Origin of the sequence: Companilactobacillus tucceti DSM 20183, assembly GCF_001434665.1 — a bacterium.
Taxonomy (GTDB): domain Bacteria; phylum Bacillota; class Bacilli; order Lactobacillales; family Lactobacillaceae; genus Companilactobacillus; species Companilactobacillus tucceti.
In genome coordinates, this window is sequence record NZ_AZDG01000012.1 from 1 (window position 1) to 26,683 (window position 26,683).

Here is a 26,683-nt window from a genome sequence, read left to right on the forward strand (position 1 = left end):
ATTATTTTCCCAGAAGTGCTCTTATTTATCTGTATCAAATTATATACTCAGTACCTAAAAGATATGATTTTTTTTATTGCCGCAACGTCAATCAGATTATCTGATATTACGTGTTAAACTTATTGAATAAAAGGGAGGGACCGATATGAGACGAATGAGCGGTGCACAATTGCTTGGATGGATTTTTTTCTGGTTACAAAATGTGGTCTTAATAGCCACTTCAATTATTTCTACTGTAAATTCAAAAGATCCGACGATTATACCTCATGATCTCTTGTCGACTGGTTTTGCCTTTGGATTGTTTTTATTCTTTGTAGTTTTTCTACAAGGTATGGCTGGTGTTGCAATAAAGAAGTTACATGAAGAAAATTATTGGTCGATCGTACTTTTGATAATAGGAATATTTTTCAATTGGTTTTATGTTATTTCAGCCATTTGGGGTATGATTTTAAATCAGAAAGCGGATAATATTAAATCAAGAACCTAGCAGCATGGTAAACTTAATTCGGGGTAAAGTTTATGAATAGCAAATCACAAGTGAGTGGTTGGATCGTTTTTTGGCTAACCAATATATTTATAATAGGGCTAATTTTAGTTTCAATCGTTCATCCAAAATATAAGACCTCGATTCCGTATGATGTTTCTTCGATGATTTTGGCTGTCTTATTATTAATTTGTATAGTAATTATTCAAGTTGTGGTGGGTTTATCAATTAAGAAGTTACACAAAAATGTTTATTGGTCAGTTGTGTTGTTTGCAATTGGCATAATTAGTAATTGGCTGTATTTAATACCAGCAATTTGGGGCATGATCATAAACAAACAAAAAGCTGACGAAACTTAATTCGTCAGCTTTTATTATGCTCTGATTTTTGAATGTTTATATGAATATCCAAAGTAAATACAAAGTCCAATAGCGAACCAGACTACGAATCTTAACCAAGTTTCCCAATTAAGTCCGACTACTAGCATGATACAGAATAAGATGGCAATTATTGGAGTTATAGGAACCCAAGGTGCTCTAAATCCACGATGAATTTCAGGATGTTTATATCTCATCCAAAGGACTCCGGCAGAAACGAGAATAAAGGCTGTCAATGTACCAATATTAACCAATTCAGATAAGATATTTAGATTTACTACGCCGGCCGCTAAAGCGGTAATTATTCCAAAGAACCATGTTCCTTTATAAGGTGTTTGACGTTGTATGCTGACGTCACCAAAGAATTTGGGGAATAATCCATCTCTTGACATAGAGTAAGTGATTCTTGATTGACCATATAATTGAACTAAGATAACTGTTGTCATACCTAAAATGGCACCAACGCTGACGATAATACTTAGCCATGTTTGACCGGTTGCTTTTATAACCGCCAAAATAGGCGCATCAAGGAATTTTGCAAAAACGGTATATTTAACAACACCAGTCATTATCAGTGTCATTGTAATGTATAAAATTGTTGATATACCAAGTGAGAATAAAATTCCTCTTGGTAGAGTTTTACTTGGATTGATAGTTTCCTCAGCACTTGAAGAAACAGAATCAAAACCGATGAATGAGAAGAAGACAATTGATGCGGCTGGAATTACCCCGGATGCCGTACCATTATGGAATGAGTAGATTCCGTATGGTGTAAATGGTTTCCAATTTTGAGGTTTTACAAACCAGACTGTGCAAATAATAAATAACAAAATAACGGCTAATTTGATCACTACCATTGTATCGTTAACACGCTTTGTTTGATTGATACCCATAGCAATGATACATGTAATTAGAATAACGATTAGAAAAGCTGGAAGGTTGAAGTATGTTTTTACTCCAGGAGTAGTTCCAGCCGCAGCAGTTAATCCTTTAGGGATTTTTAAGCCAAAATTAGTTAGTAAGTTGACGAAATATCCTGACCAGCCAGCAGCTACAGTTGCAGCTCCTAAGGCATACTCAAGAATTAAATCCCAACCAATGATAAAAGCTACAATTTCACCAAAAGAAATATAAGAATAAGTGTACGCGGAACCAGCAACTGGTGCCATTGAAGCAAACTCTGCATAACATAATCCTGCAAATCCACAACAGATAGCAGCTATTAAAAATGATAATGCTAAGGAGGGACCGGTAGTTAGAGCACCTTTACCAGTTAATACGAAAATACCAGTTCCGATGATAGCTCCGATCCCGAGGAAAGTTAGATCCCATGTATGAAGAGTTCGCTTCAAGGGGGAAGTTCTGTTGAGCAATTCATTAATGTCTTTTTTTTCAAATACATTCATGAAGCAACACCACCTTTGTTTTATTGCCGACATTCTAAGTCCTGATACGCCAATAATCCAGAATAATGAATTTCTATAATTGAAAATATTTTTTTGTAAAACTGAATAAATTCTTTTCTACCGCCGAGAAAAGATAATTGACAAAATATCAATATAAGAATAAAAATGATCATTGTATTCGTTTTCAAATGAGAGACATCTCATTAATTTCAGAGAAGGAAAGTGGAATTATGACAAAAATGATTGCAGGACAAGCTTTAGTTAAAGTATTAGAAGAATGGGGAGTAAAGCAAGTCTATGGTATTCCGGGGGGATCTATAAACCATACTGTTGAGGGATTATATTTAGAAAAAGATAATATTAAATATATTCAAGTGCGTCATGAGGAAGTTGGAGCCATTGCTGCTTCAGCTGATGCAAAATTCACGGGCAAAATCGGTGTAGCTTTTGGTTCTGCCGGCCCTGGTGCTACTCATTTATTTAATGGGTTATATGATGCCAAAATGGATCATGTTCCAGTTCTAGCATTGGTTGGACAAGTTCCACAAACAGCTATGAATACTAATTATTTCCAAGAGATGGACGAAACACCAATGTTTGAAGATGTTTCAGTTTATAATCGTACCGTTACAACAGCGGAACAAATTCCATATGTTATTAATCAAGCTATCAGAGAAGCATATCGTCAAAAGGGAGTAGCTGTTGTTACATTACCTGAAGATTTAACAAATAAAGAAATTGATTATGTTTCGCCAAAAACTCCAAAGATTGTTAAAAATAATTTCTCACAAGTTATTAATGCAGATGACATTGAAAATACATTGAAATTATTGAAGGAAGCAAAACATCCATTAGTATATGCAGGACGTGGATTATTGGGAGCCAAGGATGTATTAACAAAGTTTTCTGAACAATTTAATTTACCAGTTATGAATACCGTTCCAGCAACTGGTGTTATTAGTACAGACCATCCTAACTTTATAGGTACATTTGGACGTTTAGGTAGTAAATCAGGATTTGAAGCATTACAACATACTGATTTAATTTTGTTCTTAGGTTCAGAGTTTCCATTTGCAGGTTTCTGGCCAAAGAATTTAAAGATTATCGAAGTAAATAATAATCCATACGATATTGGTAAGACTGTTGATGTTGATTACGCAGTAATCGCTGATGCTAAAAGTTATTTACAAGCATTGATCGATACAGGCGATACTTTACCAGCTGGAAATTGGCTAAAAGCAAATCAAGAGAATAAGAAAAACTGGGATAAATGGCTAGATAAGTTAGCTAAGGATGATAGCAAAGGCCTAAATCCAGAAACAGTCATGGCAAAAGTTAAGGAATTAGCTGGTCCAAACGATACCTTTGGTGTTGATACTGGTAACGTTTCTGAATGGAGTGTTAGAGGATTACCAATGAATAAGAACCAACGTTTCGCATTGTCCGGATTATTCGCTACTATGGGATTTGGATTACCTGCTGGATTATCAGGTGCATTGAGCGTTCCAGATGCACAAAGTTGGTCATTTTCTGGTGATGGTGGATTCTCAATGGTAGCTCCAGATCTAATCACAGAAGCACGTTATAAACTACCTGTTATTAATGTTGTTTTCTCAAATGAAAGATTAGGTTTTATCTATTATGAACAAGTTGCAACAAAACAACACTTGTATGGTGTTGATTTAACGGGTGCTGATTGGGCTAAAGTTGCTGAAGGACTTGGTGGAATTGGATTTACCGTTTCATCTATTAAAGATGTTAATGAAGTGTTTAGTAAGGTTAAAGAATTACAAGAATCAGGTAATCAAAAACCAATAGTTATAAATGCTGTTATTAAACAAGATGATCCAGTTGCAACTGCATTCATGCCATTAGATGAAAAGTTATATGGAAAAGATACTGTTGATGCGTACGCTAAACAATATAATATTGATGTTTCTGAACAACCATCATTAGGTGAGTTGTTGAGAGCTACTGGTGATAATCAATAGTACAAAAAAAGATTGAATCAAACGATTCAATCTTTTTTTATCCAAAATCACCGGAAATATAATCTTCAGTTGCCTTTATTTCAGGTGCTGTAAAGATATTTTTTGTTTCATTGTACTCAATAATATGACCCATATGAAAGAAAGCAGTGTAATCACTGATTCTTGAAGCTTGTTGCATATTATGCGTAACGATAATAATAGTGTAACTTTTACTTAAAAGTTCAAGTGTTTCTTCAATCTTAGAAGTAGAAATAGGGTCCAGAGCACTTGCTGGTTCATCAAGTAATAAAATATCAGGATGCATGGCAATAGATCTGGCAATACAGAGTCTTTGTTGTTGACCACCAGATAAGGCTAGTGCACTTTTATCTAGATCATCTTTGACTTCATCCCAGAGTGCAGCATCTTTTAAACTAGTTTCAAGACGTTTTTGTAATTCATTTTTGTCGTTGATACCATTATTTCTTAATGCAAATAAAATGTTGTCTTTAATGGATTTGGCGAATGGATTAGGTCGTTGAAATACCATCCCAATATGACGTCTAACTTCATAAACATTAATTTTCTTTGAATTAATATCAGTGTTTCTATAAAGAATTTTACCGTCTACTTGGGCAATCTTATCATTCATTCTATTCAAGCATCGTAGGTAAGTAGATTTACCAGATCCTGAAGCACCAATTAAAGACGTAATCTGGAAACGAGGAAAATCAAGACTGGCATCAAAAATGGCGTGACTTTTTCCGTAGTGAACTTGTACGTTATCGGTCGAGATGGCGATTTCTTTATCTATTTTACTAATATATTGTTGATTAAAATCATAAGTTTTCAAACAATTATCCTCACTTTGCTGCAGTCATTTTCTTAAATAATTTATTACCAAGATATCTAGCACCTAAGTTAAAAATCAAGATAACAATGATTAAAACGGCTGATGATGCACTAGAAATTACTCCAGCATCAGGTGTGACACTTTCAGTATTTACTTTCCAAATATGGACAGCTAATGTTTCCGCTGGTCGCATAGGATTTAGAAAGCTTGTTTCAGTAAAGGGATTCCAATTACCGTAATCTACGCTAGGAGCACTTTGCCCAGCAGTATATATTAAGGCAGCAGCTTCACCAAAGATTCTACCTGAACAAAGAATTAACCCAGTTAAAATACCTGGTAATGCCATTGGTAAAATAATTTTAGTAATAGTCTTCCAACCAGATAATCCTAAGGATGTACCAGCTTCTCTTTGTAGATCTGGAACACTACTTAGGGATTCTTCAATGTTTCTTGTTAAAAGAGGGAGATTGAAAAATGTTAAAGCTATAGCACCGGCTAAAATTGAAAATCCTAAGTTTAATTGAATAACTAACAATAAATATCCAAACAATCCAACAACAACTGAAGGCAATGAACTTAAAACTTCAATAGAAGTTCTGATTATGTCAGTTATCCAGTTATCTTTAGCGTATTCGGATAAATAAATACCAGCTCCTAGTGCAATTGGAAATGAAATGATCAAAGCAAGGATCAAAAGATAAAGCGAATTGAAAAGTTGATCTCTGACACCACCACCAGCACTGAATGATTGGGCTTCTGATGTTAGGAAATGCCAGTTAATATCAGGCACACCATTATATAAGATGTAACCTAATAAAGAAATTAAGATGGTAACGACAATACCAACTAACCCGTAAATTATTCCTGTAGCTAATTTGTCAGATTTTTTAGCGTTCATTTTTAATGTTACCTCTTCTTCCAATGAATCTTACTACTAAGTTAAATAACAGAGACATAAATAGTAGAACTAAAGCTAATGACCAAAGAGCGTTGTTAGGTAGTGTTCCCATAACGGTATTTCCAATTTCTGTAGTTAGCTTACTAGTTAAAGTTGAGGCTGGAGAAATTAAGTTCTTTGGCATTAATACTGCATTACCAATTACCATTTGGACAGCCAAGGCTTCACCAAAAGCACGTGCCATACCGAAGATAACGGCTGTTAGTAATCCAGGTGCGGCCGCTTTTAGAATAACTTTGTAAATAGTTTGCCAGCGGGTTGCCCCTAAGGCTAGGGAAGCTTGACAATAATGCATTGGAACTGATTTTAAACTATCAACTGATAGGGATGTGATAGTAGGTAGAACCATTACGAATAAAACTAATGTTCCGGAAAGAATACCAAAACCTGTTCCACCAAAAATACCTCTAATGAAAGGTACTATTAAAGATAGTCCGATAAATCCATATACAACTGATGGAATACCAACTAATAATTCAATAACCGGTTGTAAAAATTTGGCTCCTTTTTTATTTGCAATTTCTGTCATAAATACAGCGGCACCTATTGCAAATGGAGTAGCGAGTAAAGCAGCCAAAATGGTAACACTAAATGATGTAACGATCATTGGTAAAGCACCAACTTGTGGATTACCGTACTTATCTACATCACCAGGTTTCCAATCTGACTGTGTTAAAAAGTTCCAAAATTTAACTCCATTTTGAGTGAATGTTGCAAGTCCCTTTGAAGCAATAAAGTAGAGGATACAGGCCACTAATAAAATGATCAGTCCAATACATGAATAACAAATTGCTTTTCCAAAGTAATCTTGACGTGTTGCTCTGGAACTTTTTTGTAATCTAGTTTGAATATCGTCCATTTGATCCTCCTGAGGACAGAAAAAAAGAACTTCGACTAAATTAACCATGGAGTCAAAGCTCTTTTTAAATTAATTATTTGTCTGTAACAGTTCCTTTTGCGTCTTTTTGTACTTTCATATCGTTTGTACTGATGTAACCCATATCTTTAACAAGTTTCTTTTGAACATCGTCAGATTTCATATATTTGATGAATTTTTCTGTTGCATCTTTAGGGTTACCCTTTGTATACATGTGTTCGTATGACCAAATTTTCCATTTGTTGTCAGAAACGTTATCGTCAGTTGGCTTTACATCATCAATTGATAAAGCTTCAACTTTGTCATTAATGTATGAGAAAGCCAAGTAACTAATGGCACCTGGAGTAGTAGAAACAATCTTTTGTACTGTACCGTTTGAGTCTTGTTCTTGTGACTTAACAGCTTTTTCCCCATTTAGTACGGCTGATTCAAATGTGGCACGTGTACCACTACCTTCAGCACGGTTAACAACAGTAATCTTTTCGTCTTTTCCGCCAAGGTCTTTCCAGTTAGTGATCTTACCAGTGAAGATTTGTTTTAGTTGGTCCATTGTAACGTTTTTAACGCCAGCATCTTTGTTAACTACTGGTGCCATACCAACTACGGCAACTTTGTGATCAACAAGTTTCTTTGCATCGATACCATCTTTTTGTTCAGCGAAGATATCAGAATTACCAATTTTAACTGATCCGTCTTGAACTTGGCTTAATCCTGTACCAGAACCTCCACCTTGAACAGTGATATTGATTTTGCTGTTATCCTTTTGGAAATCTCCAGCAGCTTTTTCAACTAAAGGTTGAAGTGCTGTTGAACCAACAGCTGTAATTTTGCCTGATACTTCAGACGAAGATGATTTAGAAGCATTTGAGTTACTGCATCCAGTTGCAATCGTCATTAAAGCGCCTAGCGCAAGTAATGATGAAATAATTGTTTTCTTTTTCATAAAGAAACCCCTTAACAAAAAATATATTATTGCTCTGTTATCAAGCTCCTATAAAGTACCCCACAGTTATATTTTTTTTGTCTATTTATTGTAAAGAATTGGTAAATTTTGTATTTATCTTGTTGTATTAGCATATATAAAAATACAATGGATAAATTGGATATATATAATGACCTAATCAAATCGATGCTGTTATAATCAAATTACTTGGCCGACCATAGCTAATTATGAAACTTGGAAGGAAGTATTGGATGCGACCGTTGATATTGTTAAGTAATAGATTACCTTTATTCTTAGAAATCAATCGTTATTGTAATGGCCAGAATTGGTTTGTTCATAACATCATGGATCATGATAAGGCAATAGAAGTGGTTAATGAAAATGATGTTGCCGGTTTGATCATAGATTTATCTACGATTGATATATCATCAACAATTGAGACTATTAAAGTTTTACGTAACAAAATAACTGGTCCAATTGTTGTGATTGCAACAAAGCATGATAAAAAAGAAAAAGAGATACTTTATGATTTGAAGATCGATGCTTATTTCTTAGAAAAATTTGAGTATCCAGTGTTTATAGCAAAAGTTAGACAGCTCTTTTGGTTATATGATAAGTTGCGTGATGAAGAAGCTGATAAGCCAGAGATAAAGAATGATAAATTGATTAAGTGTGATGATTTGTCAGTCGACTTTAAACATTATCGAGTTATACATGAAGGAAATGATATTGGCTTAACGCCTAAAGAATTTAGTTTATTTTGGTATTTAATGCAACATCGAGGTCAAGTACTCAGTCGCGATCAGTTACTTGAAGGGGTCTGGGGATACGATGCTGCCGGTTCTACACGTACGATAGATATTCATATTAGTCATTTACGTGATAAATTAGAAGAAAATCCGCAATCACCAAATTGGATAAAGACAGTTCGTGGATTCGGTTATATTTTAGATAATGATTATCCATTAGTTTCAGAAAATTAAAAAAAGCCAGGTCAATTTTTGACCTGGCTTTTTGAGTACTTAGATTAGTTTAATTTCATACGTATCATTTTATCTATTTCAGCAACAACTAGAACGATAAATCCACCTATAATGGCAAATCCCCATTCTTTAAGTCCGATGTTACCGGTATAGAATACACTTTGCATAAATGGAACATAAGTTAAAATCAATTGTAAAACAATCATCAATCCAATAAACAAGAAAGCTTTTGGATTGGAGAAGAAATCTTTTGAGAAAGCTAATTTTTTAGTTCTGATATTGAATAGATAAAAAATCTTTCCAATAACTAAAACGTTAACCATAGTTGTACTTGAAATTACTTCTCCAACACCTTGGGAGTTTAGCCAAGCATCAACTATCAAACTAACTCCAGAAATCAGTATCGCTACATAGGCCATTTGGAACACATCGTGGCGACTCATAAATTTAGAACCTGTTTTACGCGGAGATCTTTTCATAATACCATCTTCAGCGGGCTCAAAAATTAATGCGAACTGGATCGTAATGGCAGAAACCATGTTGATCCAAAGAAGCTGTGTAGGGTGCAATGGAATTTCACTCTTAGTAAGAACAGCATATGCAACAATCAGACCTTCGGAAAAGGAGATAGGTAGTAGGTAGAGAATACTCTTTTTAATGTTATCGAATATTCTTCGACCTTCTTTAATGGCCGTAGACATTGTTGCAAAGTTGTCGTCAGTTAAAACCATATCAGCTGAGTCTTTTGCAACATCGGTACCTTTGATACCCATAGCAACACCGATGTCAGATTTCTTTAGTGCGGGTGCATCATTAACACCATCACCTGTCATGGCAGTTACTTTGTTATTCTTTTGAAGAGCATCGATTATTTCTAGTTTATTGCTTGGAGTAGTTCTAGCAAAAACTTGATTTTTATCAGCGGCTTTTATTTTTTCATTATCGCTTAATTGATCCCATTCAAGACCAGTTATAGCATTGATTTCTTTTGCTAAGCCAAGCTGTTCACCGATTGCCTTTGCCGTCATAGCACTATCACCAGTTATCATTTTCACTTGAACACCGGCATCATTCATAACTTTTAATGCATCGATAACTTCTTCTCTAGGTGGATCGATTATTGCAGCCAATCCAAGGAAGTTCATACCATTAGTAATTTGTTCATGAGTTATTTCATTAACGTCATCGGGTACATCTTCATAACTAACCGCTATAACTCGCTTACCTTGTTCAGAGTATTTTGTGACCTTCTCTAACCAATAATCATAGTCAAAGTTAGGATCATTACTCATGTTTAGTAATTTGTCAGGTGAACTCTTTGCAAAAAGCAATCGTTTACCTGATTTATTTTTTACTAATTTAGCCATATAACGGTAATCAGAATCAAAAGGTAGGATATCTAATTCTTGATAGTCATCAGTATTACCCAGTACTTTTTGATAAAGTGTCAAAAAGGCACCATCAGTTGGTTCACCATTAATATTCCATTTGTTATCTTCGAAAAGTAAATCAGTGTCATTAGCTTGAAATCCAGCTTCTAAAAATAGTTTTAATTTAGAAGTGATTTCTGCCTTTTTCCCATTTAAACTTATTTGACCAGTTGGTTCGTATCCCGTTCCTGAAACAGAGTAGGTTTTATCATCAATAAGGATGTCCGTTACTGTCATTTCATTTTTAGTTAACGTACCCGTTTTATCAGTGGCAACAACGTCAACTGATCCTAATGTTTCGACAGCAGGTAAAGTTTTGACGATGGTATTGTGATTTTTAGCCATGTCACTAACACCTTTAGCCAAAATAACTGATGTAGTAGCGGGCAATCCTTCAGGAATTGCACCAACCATCATTGAAACAACAGCTAAAGTTAACACTGATAGGGAGTAAGTCTCAAAGAATAATCCTATTAGGAAAATAATTATTGAAGCTACAACAATAACATAGGAAACATTTGTACCTAATCGGTCAATAATTTGAATTAGTGGAGTTTTACGTTTTTTAACTGAGCTAACTTCTTGAGAAATTTTACCAATTTCTGTTTTTTCAGCAGTAGCTATAACCAGACCAGATCCACTACCGTTAGTGACCGCGGTTGAGGCAAAGGCCATATTAGTTTGTTCAGCTAAAGCTATTTTATCTCCATCTAAAGCTTCAACTGTCTTTTCAACAGAGTTAGCTTCACCTGTCAGAGCTGATTCTTGGATTCTTAAATTATCAGAATCCACTATTCTAAGATCTGCTGGTACGTTATCTCCAGCCTCTAAGAAAACTACATCACCAACTACTATGTCTTCAGCTGGGATGTCTTTTCTAGCGCCATCTCTATAAACTGTAGCGTCAGTTGACAGCATTTCTTTTATTTTTTCCAAAGCATTAGATGCGTTATTTTCTTGGTAGTATCCTATTAAAGCATTAATGATTACCACCATACCAATAATGATTGAATCAGAATAGTGACCCATCAATAATGTTATTAAGGTTGCTGCTAGCAAAACATAAATAACCATGCTCTTAAATTGACGGAAAAATATCTTCCATTTCGGTGTTTTCTTTGACTCAAGTTTGTTAGGCCCAAATTGTTCAAGGCGTTTTTGAGCTTCCTCGGTATTTAGGCCGTTTTTGAAATCATTAAGTTGTGTTTGTTTTTTTAGTTCTTCCAAATTTTGTTGATAATATTTTTTATCCATTTTCATCTCCTATTTTTTGTGTAAAAAAAAGACGGCTGCTTCATATATAGCAGTGCGTCACAAACAAACGTAATTAACTTTTAATTTTAATAGTATAGGGGTTAGCCTTCAGTTTAAGTTCACTCCTTAAAATATGGTAATAATAAAGTAACAGGTTTTAATCATTATGTCAATTTTAATATAATCATTAGATTTTAATTATTAATATCAATTAAAATTTCTTCATTGATTTATAATTAATAGTATTTTTGGAATATACCAATTTGTTAAAATGGTTTATTTTGAATAATTATGAAAGTCTATACTCCGCTTACATTGGTGCATATAATAAATTTACCCTTGAAATGTTCTATGTAGACCATTATTATTGAGTTCATTGATATTAAATGTTTTTTGTAAGGGGAAAATAGGAAAATGAAAACATATCTTCAAAAAATGGGTCGTTCATTACAACTACCCGTTGCGGTACTTCCTGCTGCAGCTCTTTTACAAGGTGTTGGACATCTAATGCCGCAAAGTTGGGGAATAGCCCAATTTATGCAAGCTGGTGGTGTAGCCATCCTTAATCAAATCGCACTATTATTTGCTGTTGGACTTGCCTTTGGTATGTCTAAGGACAAAGATGGTGCTGCTGCATTAGCGGGATTAGTAGCATATATTATTCCTGTTGGAATATTGACACCTGCTAATGTCGCATTGTTAATGGGAATTAGTGTTAAATCAGTTGATCCAGCTTTTAATTTTGTTTCAGGTAATGTACTTGTCGGAATTATTGCTGGTTTGTCTGCAGGTGCACTTTATAATCGCTTTAAAGATACTAAATTGCCAATGGCATTATCGTTCTTTAGTGGTAAAAGATTGGTACCGATCGTTGCCTCATTAGTTATGTTATTAGTCAGTGCTGTATTATTGTTTGCCTGGCCAACTATATATGATGCATTAGTTAACTTTGGTAAATTCTTTATTAACTTAGGAGCCATTGGTGCTGGATTATATGGTTTCTTTAATAGATTGCTTATTCCAACAGGATTGCATCAAGCACTTAATCAAGTATTTTGGTTTAATGTTGCAGGAATTAACGATATTGGTAATTTCTGGGCTAACAAAGGAGTTAAAGGTGTAACTGGTATTTATCAAGCTGGATTTTTCCCAGTTATGATGTTTGGACTACCGGCAGGGGCGTATGCAATTTATCGTAATGCCTTGCCAGAACGCAAAAAAGAAACTGCTGGTTTAATGATGGCTGGAGCATTTGCTTCATTCTTTACAGGAGTTACAGAACCATTAGAGTTTTCATTTATGTTCGTTGCTTGGCCATTATATATTTTGCACGCTGTATTTGTAGGCCTATCATTAGGATTTGCAGCATTTATGCATTGGACTGCTGGTTTTACTTTTAGTGCTGGATTGGTTGATTACCTATTAAGTATTCATATGCCGATTGCCAATATGCCATTGATGCTTATAGTACAAGGATTAGTAATGGCAGTGATATATTACTTTGGATTTAATTTTGCCATTCAAAAATTTAACCTAATGACACCAGGACGTGAACCTTTAGATATCGACGGATCAGACGCTGTCGATATTTCAGATGACGATGATAAATATACTCTTGCAGCTAAGAAGGTATATGCAGGTATTGGTGGATATGAAAATATTAAAGTGATAGATAATTGTACAACTCGTTTACGCCTACAATTATTTGATACTGATAAGGCAGATACAGCGCTTATTAAAACTTCTGGTGCTGCCGGGGTTAATATTTTAGATAAGAGTAATATTCAGATTATTATTGGTACGGAAGTTCAATTTGTAGCTGATGCTTTAAAGAAACTTTATGATAATAAAACACCTTTATCTAAAGCAGAAGATGTAAATGAAACACCAGAACCAGTTAAAGAAGAAACTAAAACAGATGTAAAAGCAGGAACACAAACATTCTATAGTGTTGCCAATGGTCAACTTGAGGATATTGAAAAAGTTCCAGATGATACATTTTCTCAAAAGATGTTGGGTGACGGTTATGCGGTTGTTCCAAGTGATGGACAAATCACTTCACCGGTTGATGGAACTATTACAACCATTTTCCCAACTAAGCATGCAATGGGAATCAAAACAGATAATGGATTAGAGATTCTTCTACATATGGGAATTGATACTGTTCAGTTAAAAGGTGAGCCATTTGATGTTAAGGTAACTGATGGACAAGAAGTTCGTCATGGAGATTTATTAGCATCCGTAGATCTTAAGAAGATCGAAGAGGCAGGTAAAAAGACAGATATGATGGTTATCGTTACTAATATGCCTGTCGTTTCAATGATGAAATTCAAGGACTTGGATCGCCAAGTAAACAAAGATGATGATGTAGTTAAAATCACTACTAAATAGTATAAAGAGACGCAAAATCAAATTTTGATTTTGCGCCTTTTTATTTGCAATCAAAAAACGTGGCAAATCTTTCTGAGTAGTTTAGGATTAGATTATTCCAAAATATCAATATTTCAGCAAGTGGGGATGAAACACTAATAACAATAAAAAAGAAGAATATTGTTATATAGGCTTTTGAATAATTTGCTGATTGAAAGGGATGATTATTTTATTGTCGAATAGGCAATTGGATTGAAAAAGTATTTAAATAATAGGAAGTAATCGATTAAAGTATGAAAAAAGTGATAAATGAATGCGTTTTCATACGAGCTAACAAACTAAACAAAACCCGTCAAACCCTTGGTATATCATTGGTCTACACCATTCACTGCTGAATGATGAGCTGATTTAGAGCCTTTTTAAGTGATAATCATTATCGCTTTTTAAAAAGAAGAAAATTTAAAAAAGTTTAAAGAATCCTTACGATTTATATTTTTTTATATAAAAAGGTGTTTTTTTCAGAAAAAATGATATTATGAAAGGGTTCACAAGAAGGGTGAGCTCGATTGAAGTGCCTTATTACGAAATTATTCTATTTTAATTTTTATCAAGGGACTATTATTGTTTAGTTTAAGTAAGCGCTTTAATCACTAATTCATAAGGAGGATTAAAGATGGTAGGGATTATCATTGCTAGTCATGGTAAGTTTGCCGAAGGTATCTTGCAATCCGGATCAATGATCTTTGGAGAACAAGAAAACGTCAAAGCTGTCACACTTATGCCAAGTCAAGGCCCAGACGATTTAAAGGCTAATCTTGAAGCAGCTATTGCTTCTTTTGATGACCAAGACCAAGTATTATTCTTAGTCGATCTTTGGGGTGGTACACCTTTCAACCAAGTTAACAACTTGTTTGAAGCACATAAAGATAAGTGGGCAATTGTTGCCGGCTTGAACTTGCCTATGTTGATCGAAGCATATGCATCACGCATGTCTATGGACAGTGCGCACGAAATTGCTGCTCATATTATTGAAACAGCAAAAGAGGGTGTTAAGGTTCGTCCCGAAGCACTACAACCAAAAGAAGCTGCAAAAACTGAAGCTCCTAAATCAACTGGAAATGCTGGTAGACCAGGATCATTTGAATATGTTCTTGCACGTATTGACTCACGTTTATTACATGGTCAAGTTGCAACTGCATGGACTAAGACAACAAATCCAACACGTATAATTGTTGTATCTGATGCCGTAGCTAAAGATGAACTTCGTACAAAGTTGATTCAACAAGCTGCACCATCTGGTGTTAAAGCTCACGTTGTTCCAGTTGATCAAATGATCAAGATTGCTAAAGATGACAAACACTTTGGTGGTCAACGTGCATTACTATTATTCGAAGACCCAGAAGATGCATTACGTGCTGTTGAGGGGGGAGTTCCTTTGAAAGAAATCAATGTTGGTTCAATGGCCCATTCAACTGGTAAAGTTCAACCTAACAAGGTTTTGGCTTTTGATCAAGAAGACATTGATACATTCAAGAAACTTCAAAAGGAAGGCGTGGAATTTGATGTTCGTAAAGTTCCTGCTGACTCAAAAGACAACATGGATGCAATCTTAAATAAAGCTCAAGAAGAGCTAAATAAACAAAAGTAAAATAATTATCAGAGGAAAAATGGAGGATTAATAATCATGGATTTGAATATTATTCAAGTGATATTAGTCGTTTTAGTATCATTTTTAGCTGGTATGGAAGGTATTTTGGATGAATTCCATTTCCATCAACCAGTTATCGCCTGTACTTTAATCGGATTAGTTACAGGTAACCTAATACCATGTTTGATTTTAGGTGGTTCATTACAAATGATTGCTCTTGGTTGGGCAAACATTGGTGCTGCTGTTGCTCCTGATGCTGCTTTGGCATCTGTTGCTTCCGCAATTATTCTTGTTCTTGGTGGCGAAGGTAGAAAAGGTGTTTCATCTGCTATCGCTATCGCCGTTCCATTGGCTGTTGCCGGTTTGTTACTAACAATCATTGTTCGTACAATTACTACTGGTATTGTTCATATTATGGATAAAGCTGCTGAAGAAGGTAGTTTTAGAAAAATTGAATTCTGGCAAATTGTTGCTATCTGTTTACAAGGTATCCGTATTGCCATCCCTGCAGCTATGATCTTGGCAATTGGTGCTGGCCCTGTTAAGGGTATGCTTAATGCTATGCCTTCATGGTTAACTGACGGTCTTGCCGTTGGTGGTGGTATGGTTGTTGCTGTTGGTTACGCAATGGTTATCAACATGATGGCTTCTAAAGAAGTTTGGCCATTCTTTGCTATTGGTTTCGTTCTAGCAACTGTTACAGATCTTACATTGATCGCACTTGGTACTATTGGTATTTCTATGGCTCTTATTTATCTTAAACTTGAAAAAACAGGTGGCGGATCAAATAACGGCGGCGGTTCAAATACCGGTGATCCAGTTGGCGATATAATAGATAATTACTAGGATGGAGGAAGAAAAATTGGCTGAAGAATTAAAGTTATCTAAAAGAGATCGTATAGCCGTTTGGTGGCGTTCAACCTTCATTCAAGGTTCATGGAACTACGAACGTATGCAAAACGGTGGTTGGGCATATTCAATGATCCCAGCACTTAAAAAATTATATAGTACTAAAGAAGACCGTGCCTCAGCATTGAAGCGTCACTTGGAATTCTTTAATACTCACCCTTACTTAGCTTCACCTATTTTAGGTGTTACTATGGCTCTTGAAGAAGAACGTGCTAATGGTGCTCCTGTTGACGACGTTGCTATTCAAGGTGTTAAAGTTGGTATGATGGGTCCTCTAGCTGGTATTGGTGATCCAGTGTTCTGGTTCACTGTTAAGCCTATCGTTGGTGCCTTAGCAGCATCACTTGCTATGACAGGTAATATCTTAGGACCAATCATTTACTTCGTTGTATGGAATGCTATTCGTATGGGATTCATGTGGTATACACAAGAACTTGGCTACAAAGCTGGTTCAAAGATCACAGAAGATATGTCTGGTGGTTTGCTACAAGACATTACTAAAGGTGCTTCAATTCTAGGTATGTTTATCCTAGGATCCTTGATCAACCGTTGGGTTGTTGTTAAGTTCACACCAACTGTTTCATCAGTTAAACTTGATAAAGGTGCCTTCATTGACTGGGCTCACTTACCAGCAGGTGCACAAGGTGTTAAAGAAGCATTGATTCAACAAAAAGCAGGTCTATCATTGACTGCACATAAAGTTACAACATTACAAGATAACTTAGATAGTTTGATCCCCGGCTTGGCCGCTCTACTTCTAACATTCTTATGTATGTGGTTACTAAAGAAGAAAGTTTCTCCAATCATTATTATTCTTGGTTTGTTCGTTGTCGGTGTTATCCTACACGTACTCCACGTTATGTAATAATTGGAATTATAAAATGGATGGGCTCTTTGGAGTTCATCTTTTTTTTAACCAAAAATTTTAGAGGTGTATAATTACAATAATTAGTGAAAGAATGGAGTAGATTAAATGGTCCAGTCAATCAATACAAAGTCTGATCTTGTTATTAATGGGACCTCTCATGTAGGAATTTCAGAGTACGGCAAGATTATGGTCGGTGATCGAGGTTTTGAGTTTTATAGTGACAGAAATACCAAGAACTATATTCAGATTCCTTGGAAAGAAGTAGATAAGGTTATCGTTTCAGTTGTTTTTAAGGGTAAATGGATACCACGTTATGCTCTAAAGACTAAGAAAAACGGTATGTATACATTCTCTTCTAAGGACCCAAAAAAGGTTCTTAGAGCAATCAGAGTGTATATCGATCCTAAAGATATTGTTCGTTCACTGAGTTTTAATGATGTCGTTAAACGTGGGTTGAAGAATCTCTTCACACGTAAAAATAAGAAGAAAAAAAATAAATAATGGGGTCGCGGCATAACTATTTTTTCGTTAATATGCAGCGTAAACGTGCGATAAAACATAGTTTTTTCCGCTTAAGTCAGACAAGGTCGGCAATCCTTTGGATTGCTGACCTTGTCTGTTTTAATGCTCGAAAGCTGACCATGCTTTGTCACACTTTGTTTTTGGGTCATTTGACCATTTGAATAAGAAGGGTGTAGGCTCAATTGCCTTACATACATATACTACGTTATGAAACGCATTCCACATCAAGACTTTTTTATCAATATTTGTCTATATCGCTTAATATTTTCGTTCTAAAGCCAATATTAAAAGAGATGACCAATTATTAGAAAAATAATCAATCATCTCTTATGAGGCTATTTTTTAAGAAATAAGCCTATTAACTTAACTTAAACGGTTGTGTAGTTTGAATTGGATCGTTTGTTTGAATATTTAGAAACGACATAATAACATCATCATCTGTACTGTTCACTTTGACAAGAAGTGCGCCGTCAAAACTCTTTCCTGGTTGAACTTGATCACGGTTACTTGAATCTATGATACCAGAATAATCTCCCGTTGCTTGAGTGGCTGAAAGTTGTTGATCATCTTGTTTTAAAATGATGTATTTTGATTGGATCTGTGAAGGATTTTGTGGTGATTGAGTTTTATTGGTGTAGTTATAATTTATCATTAAAGCAGGATCACCATTAGCGTCTTTGATAAGTTTTACATCATTGGAGAGTTTGAAGGTGAACCAGTCACTACTATAAACAAGTTCATTGTAACTTCCGGGATTCTTGATAGATTTGTCATCTGATCCAGCATTTTGTTTAGTTTCGTCCTTTTTCTCATCTGCCTTAGTCTCATCTTTAACTGATTGAGGTTTTTGTTTTTTTGATTTTTCGGCGGTTTTCTTTCTAGGTGTTACTTTTTTAAGTTTAATGTCAGTTTTTTTATGTGATGCTTTATGCTCCACCTTTGGTTCGTTATTTGATTTATTATTAAAAAAATAAACTCCTCCACCAATTAAACAAATTATAATCAGTGAGATTAAAGTTATGAAGCTCTTCTTTTTATAAAAAGGCTTATTACGTTTATGAAACTCGCGACGAGTTAAATTGGAATTGTTTTTTGTGTTGCGTTTTTTCATGGTCAAAACCCCCATAAGATATACCTTTATAGTAACTTAATTGACCAGCAATATCATAGTCATTTTCCCATAAAATTTTAACCAAAAGCAGAAAAAAATATTTAAAGAAAAAAGGCTTAAAAGTATTGAACCACTTCAAAAAAAATGGTATAAATATCTGGTCGAAACATGTGGGGTTTCTATCAATATAAAAGGGGGTCAACAATGATGTTGTTTTTTGGTAATCATGGCGACTATGAGGTCACTTGCAATTTTTTGAATAAAGAGGGCCAGCGTATTGCTAAGAAGCGCGTCTGTCACAACGTTTCTAAAAAAGAAGCACGTGACGGTATGAGGGATTATATTACAAATAGATTCTCTGATACTATTGATGTAGCTCAGCCCATTAGAGTTGTTGCTAAACCAGCAGTCTCTAAATAATACAGAAGAATAATATACATAAGTCGCCTGAGGGCGATTTTTTATTTGCATTGATAAACGAAAATAATGATTGTGATAATATAGATAAGTATCTTTCAAGAAAGTTGGTAACATCACAAATATGGTAAAACTGATTATGGTAAGACATGGAGAAAGTACCGCAAATGCTTTGAATCGTTACACGGGATGGAGCGACGTTGATCTTACCAAAATGGGGGAACAACAAGCACATCAGGCCGCAAAACAATTGTCTGGTATGGAAATAGAACATGTTCATACCTCAGTATTAAAGCGGGCTATTATGACAGCTTATTTGATCCAAGATGATTTAAATATCAATTATGTGCCAATTACTAAAACTTGGCGCTTAAACGAACGACACTACGGAGCTTTACGTGGTCAGAATAAAGATAAGACTAGAAAAGAATACGGTGTAGAGCAAGTTAGACTGTGGCGTAGAAGCTATTATACGATGCCTCCAAAGTTGTCTAAACCAGATGCAAATATTGGACCTTATAAGTATTTGGATCCTAAGGTTATGCCGCTGTCTGAGAGCCTTTTTCAAGCTTATAATCGAATTATACCTTACTATGTTGATTCGATTGCTCCACGCTTATTAGATGGCAAGAATCAATTGATAGTGGCTCATGGTAGTACAATTCGTGCATTGATAAAATATTTGGAAAGAATAAGTGATAAAGACATCGATGGTGTAGAAGTTGCTAATGGTAAGCCGTTGATCTATGAATTAGACAGCAAGTTAGAAATTATTGAATCAAATCGTAAATAAGAAGAAGCAGATAAGTTTTAAATTATCTGCTTCTTTTTTATTGACTTTATGTCGATAACGACATACACTGTTTATTGTCGATAACGACACAAGGAGGTACTAAAACATGACAAAAACTTTTAAAACTTTAGATGATTTTTTAGGAACACATTTTATTTACACTTACGATAACGGTTGGGAGTATGAATGGTATGCTAAAAACGATTATACAGTTGATTATCGAATTCATGGTGGAATGGTTGCTGGACGTTGGGTAACTGATCAAAAGGCTGATATCCTGATGCTAACGGAAGGTGTTTATAAGATTTCTTGGACTGAACCAACTGGAACTGATGTAGCGCTTGATTTCATGCCTAATGAAAATAAAATGCATGGTACGATCTTTTTCCCTAAGTGGGTTGAGGAATATCCTGAAATTACTGTAACTTATCAAAATGAACATATTGACTTAATGGAAGAATCACGTGAAAAATACGAAACCTATCCAAAATTAGTGGTTCCTGAAATGGCAAAAATTACTTACATGGGTGACGCTGGTCAAAATAATGAAGATGTTATTAGTGAAGCACCTTATAAAGAACTTCCTGATGATATTCGTGCAGGTAAGTATTTTGATGAAAACTATCATCGTATCAATAAATAAGCATGTTAGAATGGTATACGAAACAGCGTATATCATTTTTTTGTTACGGAGAGAATAATGCCCAAAAAACGTATTTTACCCTATGTTTTATTAGGATTGATCAATAATAAAGGTAACCTATCTGGATACCAAATTAGCCAAGAATTTAAACATGAAATTGGTGATTTTTGGCATGCTTCTCATAGTCAAATTTATCCAGAATTGTCTAGAATGAAAGATGATGGATGGTTGGTTGATCATGATGAAGAGAAATCGACTTTTTACAGTATCACAGAAAAGGGACATCAAATATTAAGGAATTGGATGGAGGAACCTTTAACGGACAGCGAAGAGATTTTTTCACTAAAATTGTACTTTATCAATGATGAATCCGATCCTTTGCTGCAGGAACTTTTAAAGCAAGAACTCAAATTAAAACATTCTAAACTGTCGTACTTGGAAGGTAGACTAAAAGAAGTATTTATAAATCAAAAGATCATTCAAAAAAACTATGGTCATTATTTGATTTTGACACGAGCTATCGAACGTGAAAAGAATCATATTCAATGGTTGAAAGATAAAATAGGGCACAAAAAAGACGCAGAATAAATTTATTCTGCGTCTTTTCTTGTAATTAAATTTTATTCATCATCATCGTCATCGATAGGTTGATCGATAGGGATGTCTCTTAATGCAGAGCTATCTTTTCTGACCAAACGTAGACGATTTAATGATACTTTACCTAGAACTAATGGAACTCTTTCCTCCAGTACATCACTGTATGATAATCCAAACCAGTTAGCAGGAGAAATGAATTTCTGTAGTAGTAGACGTAATCTAATGATACCTTTTTTAACATTACTGATCTTTGTATCAGGTGAGAGAACCTCTTTGATAAGAACAAATGAGAAGTCACCAACTTGGCGATCAGGTATAGTCGTGTATTTTTGCGGTTGTGTTTTGATTTCACCACTGGCCATAAGGTCTTGTACGACTTGTCGTAGATAAACATTAACTTTTTGGTCAACTCTAAAGCCTAGATATAATTGAACACTGACCATGTAGTCAGTATCAAATGTTTCTACACTATAGGCCGCAGTATAAGGCTCATCCGTAACGTTTACTGTGACAAACCAATAAACCTCAGCTCTCTTTGGACGTTTATCTAAGATGGAATATAAGATATTCTTCTTGATTCTGTAACCGTCATGAACTTTAGTTAAGTAAACCAAATTAGTTGTGTAAAGTGGATAACTTGGATCTTTTCTAAGATCATTTAATTGATGTTTGAAAGCTAGTAATGAGGCGAAGTGACTTCTGAATGTATTATCATCCATTAATCTATCACCATATCTCCAAATGAACATAACACTGATCAAAACAGCAGCAATGAACATTGTGATATATGCACCGTGGATAAACTTACTACTATTTGTTACAAAGAAGATACTTTCAATAACAAAGAAGAAGCCAATAATTAATGACGTCAAAAGGCGATTGAAGCGTTTCATCAATAACCATTGATGTAGCAATATCGTTGTCATTAACATTGTGATCGTAATTTCCAAACCATAAGCATTAGACATGTTTTCAGAATTTTGGAAGTAAATTACGATAAAAAGACAAACTACCCAAATGATTGAATTTACAGTTGGAATATATAGTTGTCCTTTGAAATTGGTAGGATAGTATGTTTTCAAACGTGGGAAGATTCTCAGTTTGATAGCTTCTGAAACTAAAGTATATGATCCCGAAATCAATGCTTGAGATGCAATGATAGCAGCCAAAGCTGATAAGAAAATTCCAAAGACACGTAAATTATCAGGCATTGACTGATAGAAAGGATTCATCGAATCCATTGCTTGCATAGCTGCATTATCTTTAACACGTAATAACCAAACAGCTTGTCCTAAGTAACTCAATAGAAGACATATTTTAACAAAAGGCCAACTAGTGTAAATATTAGAACGACCAACATGTCCCATATCAGAGTAAAGTGCTTCTGCACCAGTTGTGGCTAGAAAAATACTTCCCAAGATAAAGACACCACGAATATTGATAGGACTGCGTAGTAATTCAAAAGCATAGTAAGGATTTAGAGCGCGAATAATAGTCCAGTCAAAAGAAATATTATAAATACCCATGAGTCCTAAGAACGCAAACCAAACCAACATAATTGGTCCAAAGGCTCGACCTATCAATTGCGTTCCAAATCTTTGAATGAAAAACAAAGTTGATAGGATTATTAAAGTGATAATGATAACCTGTGTCTGATTATGAATCAAAACATTATTGTTAAAGGCGATTCCCTTTAAACCTTCAATAGCGGCTGTAACGGTAACAGCAGGAGTCATCATCCCATCGGCTAAGAAAGTAGCCCCACCAACCATTGCTGGGATAATTAACCATTTGGCCCGTTTTCTCACTAAAGTATAGAGAGCAAAGATTCCACCCTCACCACGGTTATCAGCACGTAAAGCAATTAATACGTACTTGATAGTGGTAACTAAGGTCAATGTCCAGAAAATTAATGAAACACTACCTAAAATAAAATTGGTGGACATTTTACTTAATCCACCATTCCCCACCATTAATGAGTGCATAACATATAGAGGCGAAGTTCCGATGTCTCCATATACGATTCCTAAAGCAATTAGGAATCCCGCTAGACTCATTTTTGAATGAGGATTATTTTTTAAAGAATTCAATTCACGTTTTTCCATATAAATAATCTCCAAATAAACAGTTCAAGCGTGATTATAACATTAGAAAAGGACACATTAAACCTTTTAATTTTGGTCTAGTTAGCAAGCTCTTTAGTGATGAGGTTAGCTGAAATCTGGTATTAATTTAGTTTGTGAAGTGGAATTGATAGTTTGGAATTATTTAATTCAAAACTATATTTCAAATCTTGATTGCCACGAACTGTCATTCCAAAGTCTGTAGCATAGATTATTAAACCTAATTGATGACCTTTGATTAGGTTATAGAAATTAGGCTGTAATTCAATACTTAAGTCATATAATTTATTAGGGATCAATTCATCAGTTTTGTATGGATTATGACGATTTTGGAGATTGATATGTCCCTTAGTGATCATCTTTGAGTCTGTTTCCTTAGCGAGCTCAAATTCTCTCAAGTCATCTTTTCTCCAATCAAAAGTTTCATCGATACCATTTGGAGTTAGAACAGATGGTGAAACTTTTAGACGTTTTTCCTTACCATAATCGACTAATTGGAAGCTAAGCATACCAAGATCTTGGTTCGATGATACTTTTAAGTCAAGCTTTGGAATACCATCTAGAGTCATGTTTTCAGATAATTTATCAGTCTTAAATACTAAACGATTTTCATTTAATGGACTGTCGTCTTTTAGAAGATCTGCTTGCCATTCATCATTATCTTTTGAGTATTCCTGATATAAGTCGTCAGGTAAAGAATCTTTGAATGATAAAGTTTCTTTAGATGAAGTTTTAGTAAGTTTATCAGGAGCTAGATTAAATATTTCTTTGTCGTTATCAGGGTCGCTCCAATTATCATATGTATTCCATGTTTCAGGTTTGACGTTATCTTGAATAACAACATCAGGAATAACTTTTTCAGCCTGATTATCAACATCTAACAATTCGTGAGTTAGCCATAAATTGATCATGTCTGTATAGTCGATAGAACGGAAGTTATTGATATATATGTGTTGTCCTTGATGAAGAATAGCCTTTTGAACCATATTATTATTTTTGATGCCGTTCCAAAGTCTCTCCACATTTCTAGGTTTAACGTTCCAGTCATTTAATCCGTGGACCATTAAAACATCGGCTTTAACATTTTTGAAATTCTTGTGATAGTTTCTAGCATCCCAAAAAGTATTGTAATCTCCAGTATCACGGTCTTCATCATGATTTATTTCTATTAATTTTTGATCCCAATCTTCTTTAACACGGTGGAAGTCACCAGGATTGAGACGACGACTGAAAGTCTCTTCAGCTAAAACATCAGCATCCTCACCAGGGAATCCACCAGCAGCAATAACTAATCCACCATCACGATAGTAGTCATACCAACTAGAAATAGCAGCTTCAGTAACGATAGTTTTCAATCCTTCAACACCAGTAGTTGCCGCTGCTGTTGCTAAGGTACCTAGATATGAGCGTCCAGTCATACCAATTGATTTGTTGGACCACCATGCTTTAATTTCAATATTATCGACACGATTTGTGAAAGCAACACGATTGCCAGCTAACCATTCAATAATGGCCGTAGTTGAAGTAGTTTCTTCAGGACCGCCAGTAGTTCTCATACCATCAGAGTCGCTAGTACCAATTCCTGAAGCATAAACTACCGCAAATCCACGTGCCAAGAAATAATCATTTAAGCTGTAACAAAGATCTTTTATAAATCCTTCTTCAGCTTCTTTAGCAGTACCATTTATCGGACGTTTGTCTGGGAGTTTTTCGTCTGGTGCTTTATATTCGATATCTTCGTATTTAACATTGTTTGGTTCTTTATGACGAAGTGGGACATTGACATTATGAGTCATTTCTAAGCCAGTTTCATCGTTTGTACCTTGAAGATAAGGTGTAGCAGTATATAAAACTGGAACTTTTAATCCATTTTCTGTTTGAGCGGGACGGATAATTTCAGCTTTTAATAAATCAAGTTTCCCGTCATGGTCTGTATCTTGAGATGATTCAACATAAACTACCTCACGAATCAATTTATGTGGATCGAAAACTGGTAAAGTTTTTCCGTTAAAAAGTAATTGTTTTGTTGTGTTTTTATAGAATGGTACAAAATAACCTTGAGTAGCTAGTCTATCTATAAATGATTGACCATTTTTAGTGTGAGTAGCAAGCAACCAATACCATGCTGAAATAATTTCATCATGATCAAAGTGATTAGATTTATGATCTGACACTTTAAGTTGAATTTTTTTCATAGCACTCAATGGATCAGAAAAATCAAAATCTACATCAGGATTAAATTGTAAAAGTTGAAGAGCAATATTATAGAAAGCAGAGACAGATACTTGATCATTGTTTTCTAAGTAATCAAAGACATCTGAATCCTCTGTTGCTTGTAATGAATGTAATCGGTGTGCAAAAGCTTGATCTGATTTTATTTCAGGATAACTAAGTTTAAGAAAGCTCTTTAAAAGTTTACTAGGGCTAGTCTCATCCTCATTAGTCTTGTTTAAAAATTTGATTTCTTTCAATTCTTTAATCTGAGTATCAAAATCAGTAGGTCGAATAGCAAATTGATTATTACGCATAACAAAACATCTCCTTAATCTATTTATGACTCATGCCCTCAGTATAAGATAATTAATTCACAATTTCTATTTGATTTGAGTAGTTGTCAAAAAATGATTTACAGCTAATCGGATAATTGGTTGATGATTTTGGACAAGCCATTTGAAACTGTCAATTTATTTTCGGGTCCAATGGCGTCAATAATAATTTTTTCGGTTTCGTTAAAGTAATCGTCAATTTGTTTTGATAGATTATTTGCTTTTGGTGTTAATTTAAGTTGTTTTAGTCTTGCATCTTTTTTTACAGGAGTTCGAGTTATTAAATTTCTATCTTCCATTAATTTAAGAGAGCTTGTTGCAGTTGCTCTTCTGATATTAAATTCTTTTTCTATATCTCTTTGAAAGACATCTTTTTCTTCGTTATGTGCAATATAGTCAATAATACTGATTTGTACACTAGTTAAGCCTAATGTTTGGGCAAATTTATCAGCATTTCTTGTTACAGAATTGTTAACCTTTTTTATAAGAGTTCCAAATTTACGGTTCATATTTCCACCTCGTTGTTAGAAGTCTAACATAATGCTAGCGAAAGCTTACATGAATATGGTATAACTGATGTCGCTAGTTAGAATTCTAACAA

General features: G+C 34.7%; 23 protein-coding genes. 13 read left to right on the forward strand and 10 right to left on the reverse strand.

The annotated features are described in order from the left end of the window. Window positions 1-145: 145 nt before the first annotated feature. A complete protein-coding gene (locus tag FC72_RS06175) occupies window positions 146-487 on the forward strand; it encodes a hypothetical protein (RefSeq protein ID WP_057765867.1) in 342 nt (113 codons plus the stop codon). Between the two features lie 32 nt (window positions 488-519). Further along, window positions 520-843 carry a hypothetical protein gene (locus tag FC72_RS06180; protein WP_057765869.1) on the forward strand — a complete coding sequence of 108 codons (324 nt, stop codon included), beginning with the start codon at window positions 520-522 and terminating at the stop codon, window positions 841-843. A 14-nt stretch (window positions 844-857) separates the two neighbouring features. Here the strand turns inward: FC72_RS06180 and FC72_RS06185 are convergent, their stop codons facing one another. Next, window positions 858-2,267 (reverse strand): amino acid permease, encoded by a 1,410-nt coding sequence (locus FC72_RS06185; protein ID WP_057765871.1) that lies wholly within the window; start codon window positions 2,265-2,267, stop codon window positions 858-860. Between the two features lie 230 nt (window positions 2,268-2,497). Between FC72_RS06185 and spxB the strand changes: the two genes are divergently transcribed. Beyond that, the gene (gene spxB / locus FC72_RS06190) at window positions 2,498-4,258 is read left to right on the forward strand and encodes a pyruvate oxidase (RefSeq protein ID WP_057765987.1); all 1,761 of its coding nucleotides are present in this window, start codon (window positions 2,498-2,500) and stop codon (window positions 4,256-4,258) included. Window positions 4,259-4,295: 37 nt separating this feature from the next. On the opposite strand, the gene pstB is transcribed toward spxB, so the two are convergent. The 4 genes from pstB to FC72_RS06210 all read right to left on the reverse strand — a co-directional run bounded on the left by pstB (window position 4,296) and on the right by FC72_RS06210 (window position 7,868). Further along, window positions 4,296-5,090, reverse strand: coding sequence for a phosphate ABC transporter ATP-binding protein PstB (gene pstB, locus FC72_RS06195; RefSeq protein ID WP_057765873.1), 795 nt, complete (start codon window positions 5,088-5,090; stop codon window positions 4,296-4,298). A gap of 10 nt (window positions 5,091-5,100) precedes the next feature. Next, window positions 5,101-5,988: a phosphate ABC transporter permease PstA gene (pstA, locus tag FC72_RS06200; protein ID WP_057765875.1), complete on the reverse strand. Its 888-nt coding sequence runs from the start codon at window positions 5,986-5,988 to the stop codon at window positions 5,101-5,103. Beyond that, entirely contained in the window at window positions 5,978-6,907 is a 930-nt protein-coding gene (pstC, locus tag FC72_RS06205) for a phosphate ABC transporter permease subunit PstC (protein ID WP_057765877.1), read from the reverse strand. Before pstC ends, pstA begins: the two co-directional genes overlap by 11 nt. 73 nt (window positions 6,908-6,980) lie before the next feature. Next, window positions 6,981-7,868: a phosphate ABC transporter substrate-binding protein PstS family protein gene (locus FC72_RS06210; RefSeq protein ID WP_057765879.1), complete on the reverse strand. Its 888-nt coding sequence runs from the start codon at window positions 7,866-7,868 to the stop codon at window positions 6,981-6,983. Window positions 7,869-8,119: 251 nt separating this feature from the next. Between FC72_RS06210 and FC72_RS06215 the strand changes: the two genes are divergently transcribed. After that, window positions 8,120-8,851, forward strand: coding sequence for a winged helix-turn-helix transcriptional regulator (locus FC72_RS06215; protein ID WP_057765880.1), 732 nt, complete (start codon window positions 8,120-8,122; stop codon window positions 8,849-8,851). Between the two features lie 44 nt (window positions 8,852-8,895). On the opposite strand, the gene FC72_RS06220 is transcribed toward FC72_RS06215, so the two are convergent. Next, window positions 8,896-11,535 carry an HAD-IC family P-type ATPase gene (locus FC72_RS06220; RefSeq protein ID WP_420806045.1) on the reverse strand — a complete coding sequence of 880 codons (2,640 nt, stop codon included), beginning with the start codon at window positions 11,533-11,535 and terminating at the stop codon, window positions 8,896-8,898. A gap of 414 nt (window positions 11,536-11,949) precedes the next feature. Between FC72_RS06220 and nagE the strand changes: the two genes are divergently transcribed. The 5 genes from nagE to FC72_RS06245 all read left to right on the forward strand — a co-directional run bounded on the left by nagE (window position 11,950) and on the right by FC72_RS06245 (window position 17,831). Beyond that, window positions 11,950-13,926 carry an N-acetylglucosamine-specific PTS transporter subunit IIBC gene (gene nagE, locus FC72_RS06225; RefSeq protein WP_057765884.1) on the forward strand — a complete coding sequence of 659 codons (1,977 nt, stop codon included), beginning with the start codon at window positions 11,950-11,952 and terminating at the stop codon, window positions 13,924-13,926. Between the two features lie 652 nt (window positions 13,927-14,578). Beyond that, complete coding sequence (locus tag FC72_RS06230) at window positions 14,579-15,553, forward strand: mannose/fructose/sorbose PTS transporter subunit IIA (protein ID WP_057765886.1); 975 nt, start codon at window positions 14,579-14,581, stop codon at window positions 15,551-15,553. A gap of 36 nt (window positions 15,554-15,589) precedes the next feature. Beyond that, entirely contained in the window at window positions 15,590-16,399 is an 810-nt protein-coding gene (locus FC72_RS06235) for a PTS mannose/fructose/sorbose transporter subunit IIC (protein WP_057765888.1), read from the forward strand. A gap of 16 nt (window positions 16,400-16,415) precedes the next feature. Continuing rightward, complete coding sequence (locus FC72_RS06240) at window positions 16,416-17,327, forward strand: PTS system mannose/fructose/sorbose family transporter subunit IID (protein ID WP_057765890.1); 912 nt, start codon at window positions 16,416-16,418, stop codon at window positions 17,325-17,327. A 108-nt stretch (window positions 17,328-17,435) separates the two neighbouring features. Further along, complete coding sequence (locus FC72_RS06245; RefSeq protein ID WP_057765892.1) at window positions 17,436-17,831, forward strand: DUF956 family protein; 396 nt, start codon at window positions 17,436-17,438, stop codon at window positions 17,829-17,831. 379 nt (window positions 17,832-18,210) lie between these two features. Here FC72_RS06245 and FC72_RS06250 read toward each other — a convergent pair whose 3' ends face one another. Next, window positions 18,211-18,963 (reverse strand): DUF5067 domain-containing protein, encoded by a 753-nt coding sequence (locus tag FC72_RS06250; protein WP_057765894.1) that lies wholly within the window; start codon window positions 18,961-18,963, stop codon window positions 18,211-18,213. A 204-nt stretch (window positions 18,964-19,167) separates the two neighbouring features. Between FC72_RS06250 and FC72_RS06255 the strand changes: the two genes are divergently transcribed. From FC72_RS06255 to FC72_RS06270, 4 genes are all read left to right on the forward strand, one after another. Continuing rightward, window positions 19,168-19,383: a hypothetical protein gene (locus FC72_RS06255; protein ID WP_235805155.1), complete on the forward strand. Its 216-nt coding sequence runs from the start codon at window positions 19,168-19,170 to the stop codon at window positions 19,381-19,383. 121 nt (window positions 19,384-19,504) lie between these two features. After that, window positions 19,505-20,173, forward strand: a complete 669-nt coding sequence (locus FC72_RS06260; RefSeq protein ID WP_057765896.1) for a 2,3-bisphosphoglycerate-dependent phosphoglycerate mutase — start codon at window positions 19,505-19,507, stop codon at window positions 20,171-20,173. Window positions 20,174-20,279: 106 nt separating this feature from the next. After that, window positions 20,280-20,816, forward strand: coding sequence for a phenolic acid decarboxylase (locus tag FC72_RS06265; RefSeq protein ID WP_057765898.1), 537 nt, complete (start codon window positions 20,280-20,282; stop codon window positions 20,814-20,816). A 57-nt stretch (window positions 20,817-20,873) separates the two neighbouring features. Then, window positions 20,874-21,404, forward strand: a complete 531-nt coding sequence (locus FC72_RS06270) for a PadR family transcriptional regulator (protein WP_057765900.1) — start codon at window positions 20,874-20,876, stop codon at window positions 21,402-21,404. Between the two features lie 32 nt (window positions 21,405-21,436). Here the strand turns inward: FC72_RS06270 and FC72_RS06275 are convergent, their stop codons facing one another. From FC72_RS06275 to FC72_RS06285, 3 genes are all read right to left on the reverse strand, one after another. Continuing rightward, window positions 21,437-23,518 (reverse strand): KUP/HAK/KT family potassium transporter, encoded by a 2,082-nt coding sequence (locus FC72_RS06275; protein WP_057765902.1) that lies wholly within the window; start codon window positions 23,516-23,518, stop codon window positions 21,437-21,439. Between the two features lie 122 nt (window positions 23,519-23,640). Next, window positions 23,641-26,064 (reverse strand): Xaa-Pro dipeptidyl-peptidase, encoded by a 2,424-nt coding sequence (locus FC72_RS06280; protein WP_057765904.1) that lies wholly within the window; start codon window positions 26,062-26,064, stop codon window positions 23,641-23,643. 104 nt (window positions 26,065-26,168) lie between these two features. Next, window positions 26,169-26,591, reverse strand: a complete 423-nt coding sequence (locus tag FC72_RS06285; protein ID WP_057765906.1) for a MarR family winged helix-turn-helix transcriptional regulator — start codon at window positions 26,589-26,591, stop codon at window positions 26,169-26,171. Between the last annotated feature and the right edge of the window lie 92 nt (window positions 26,592-26,683).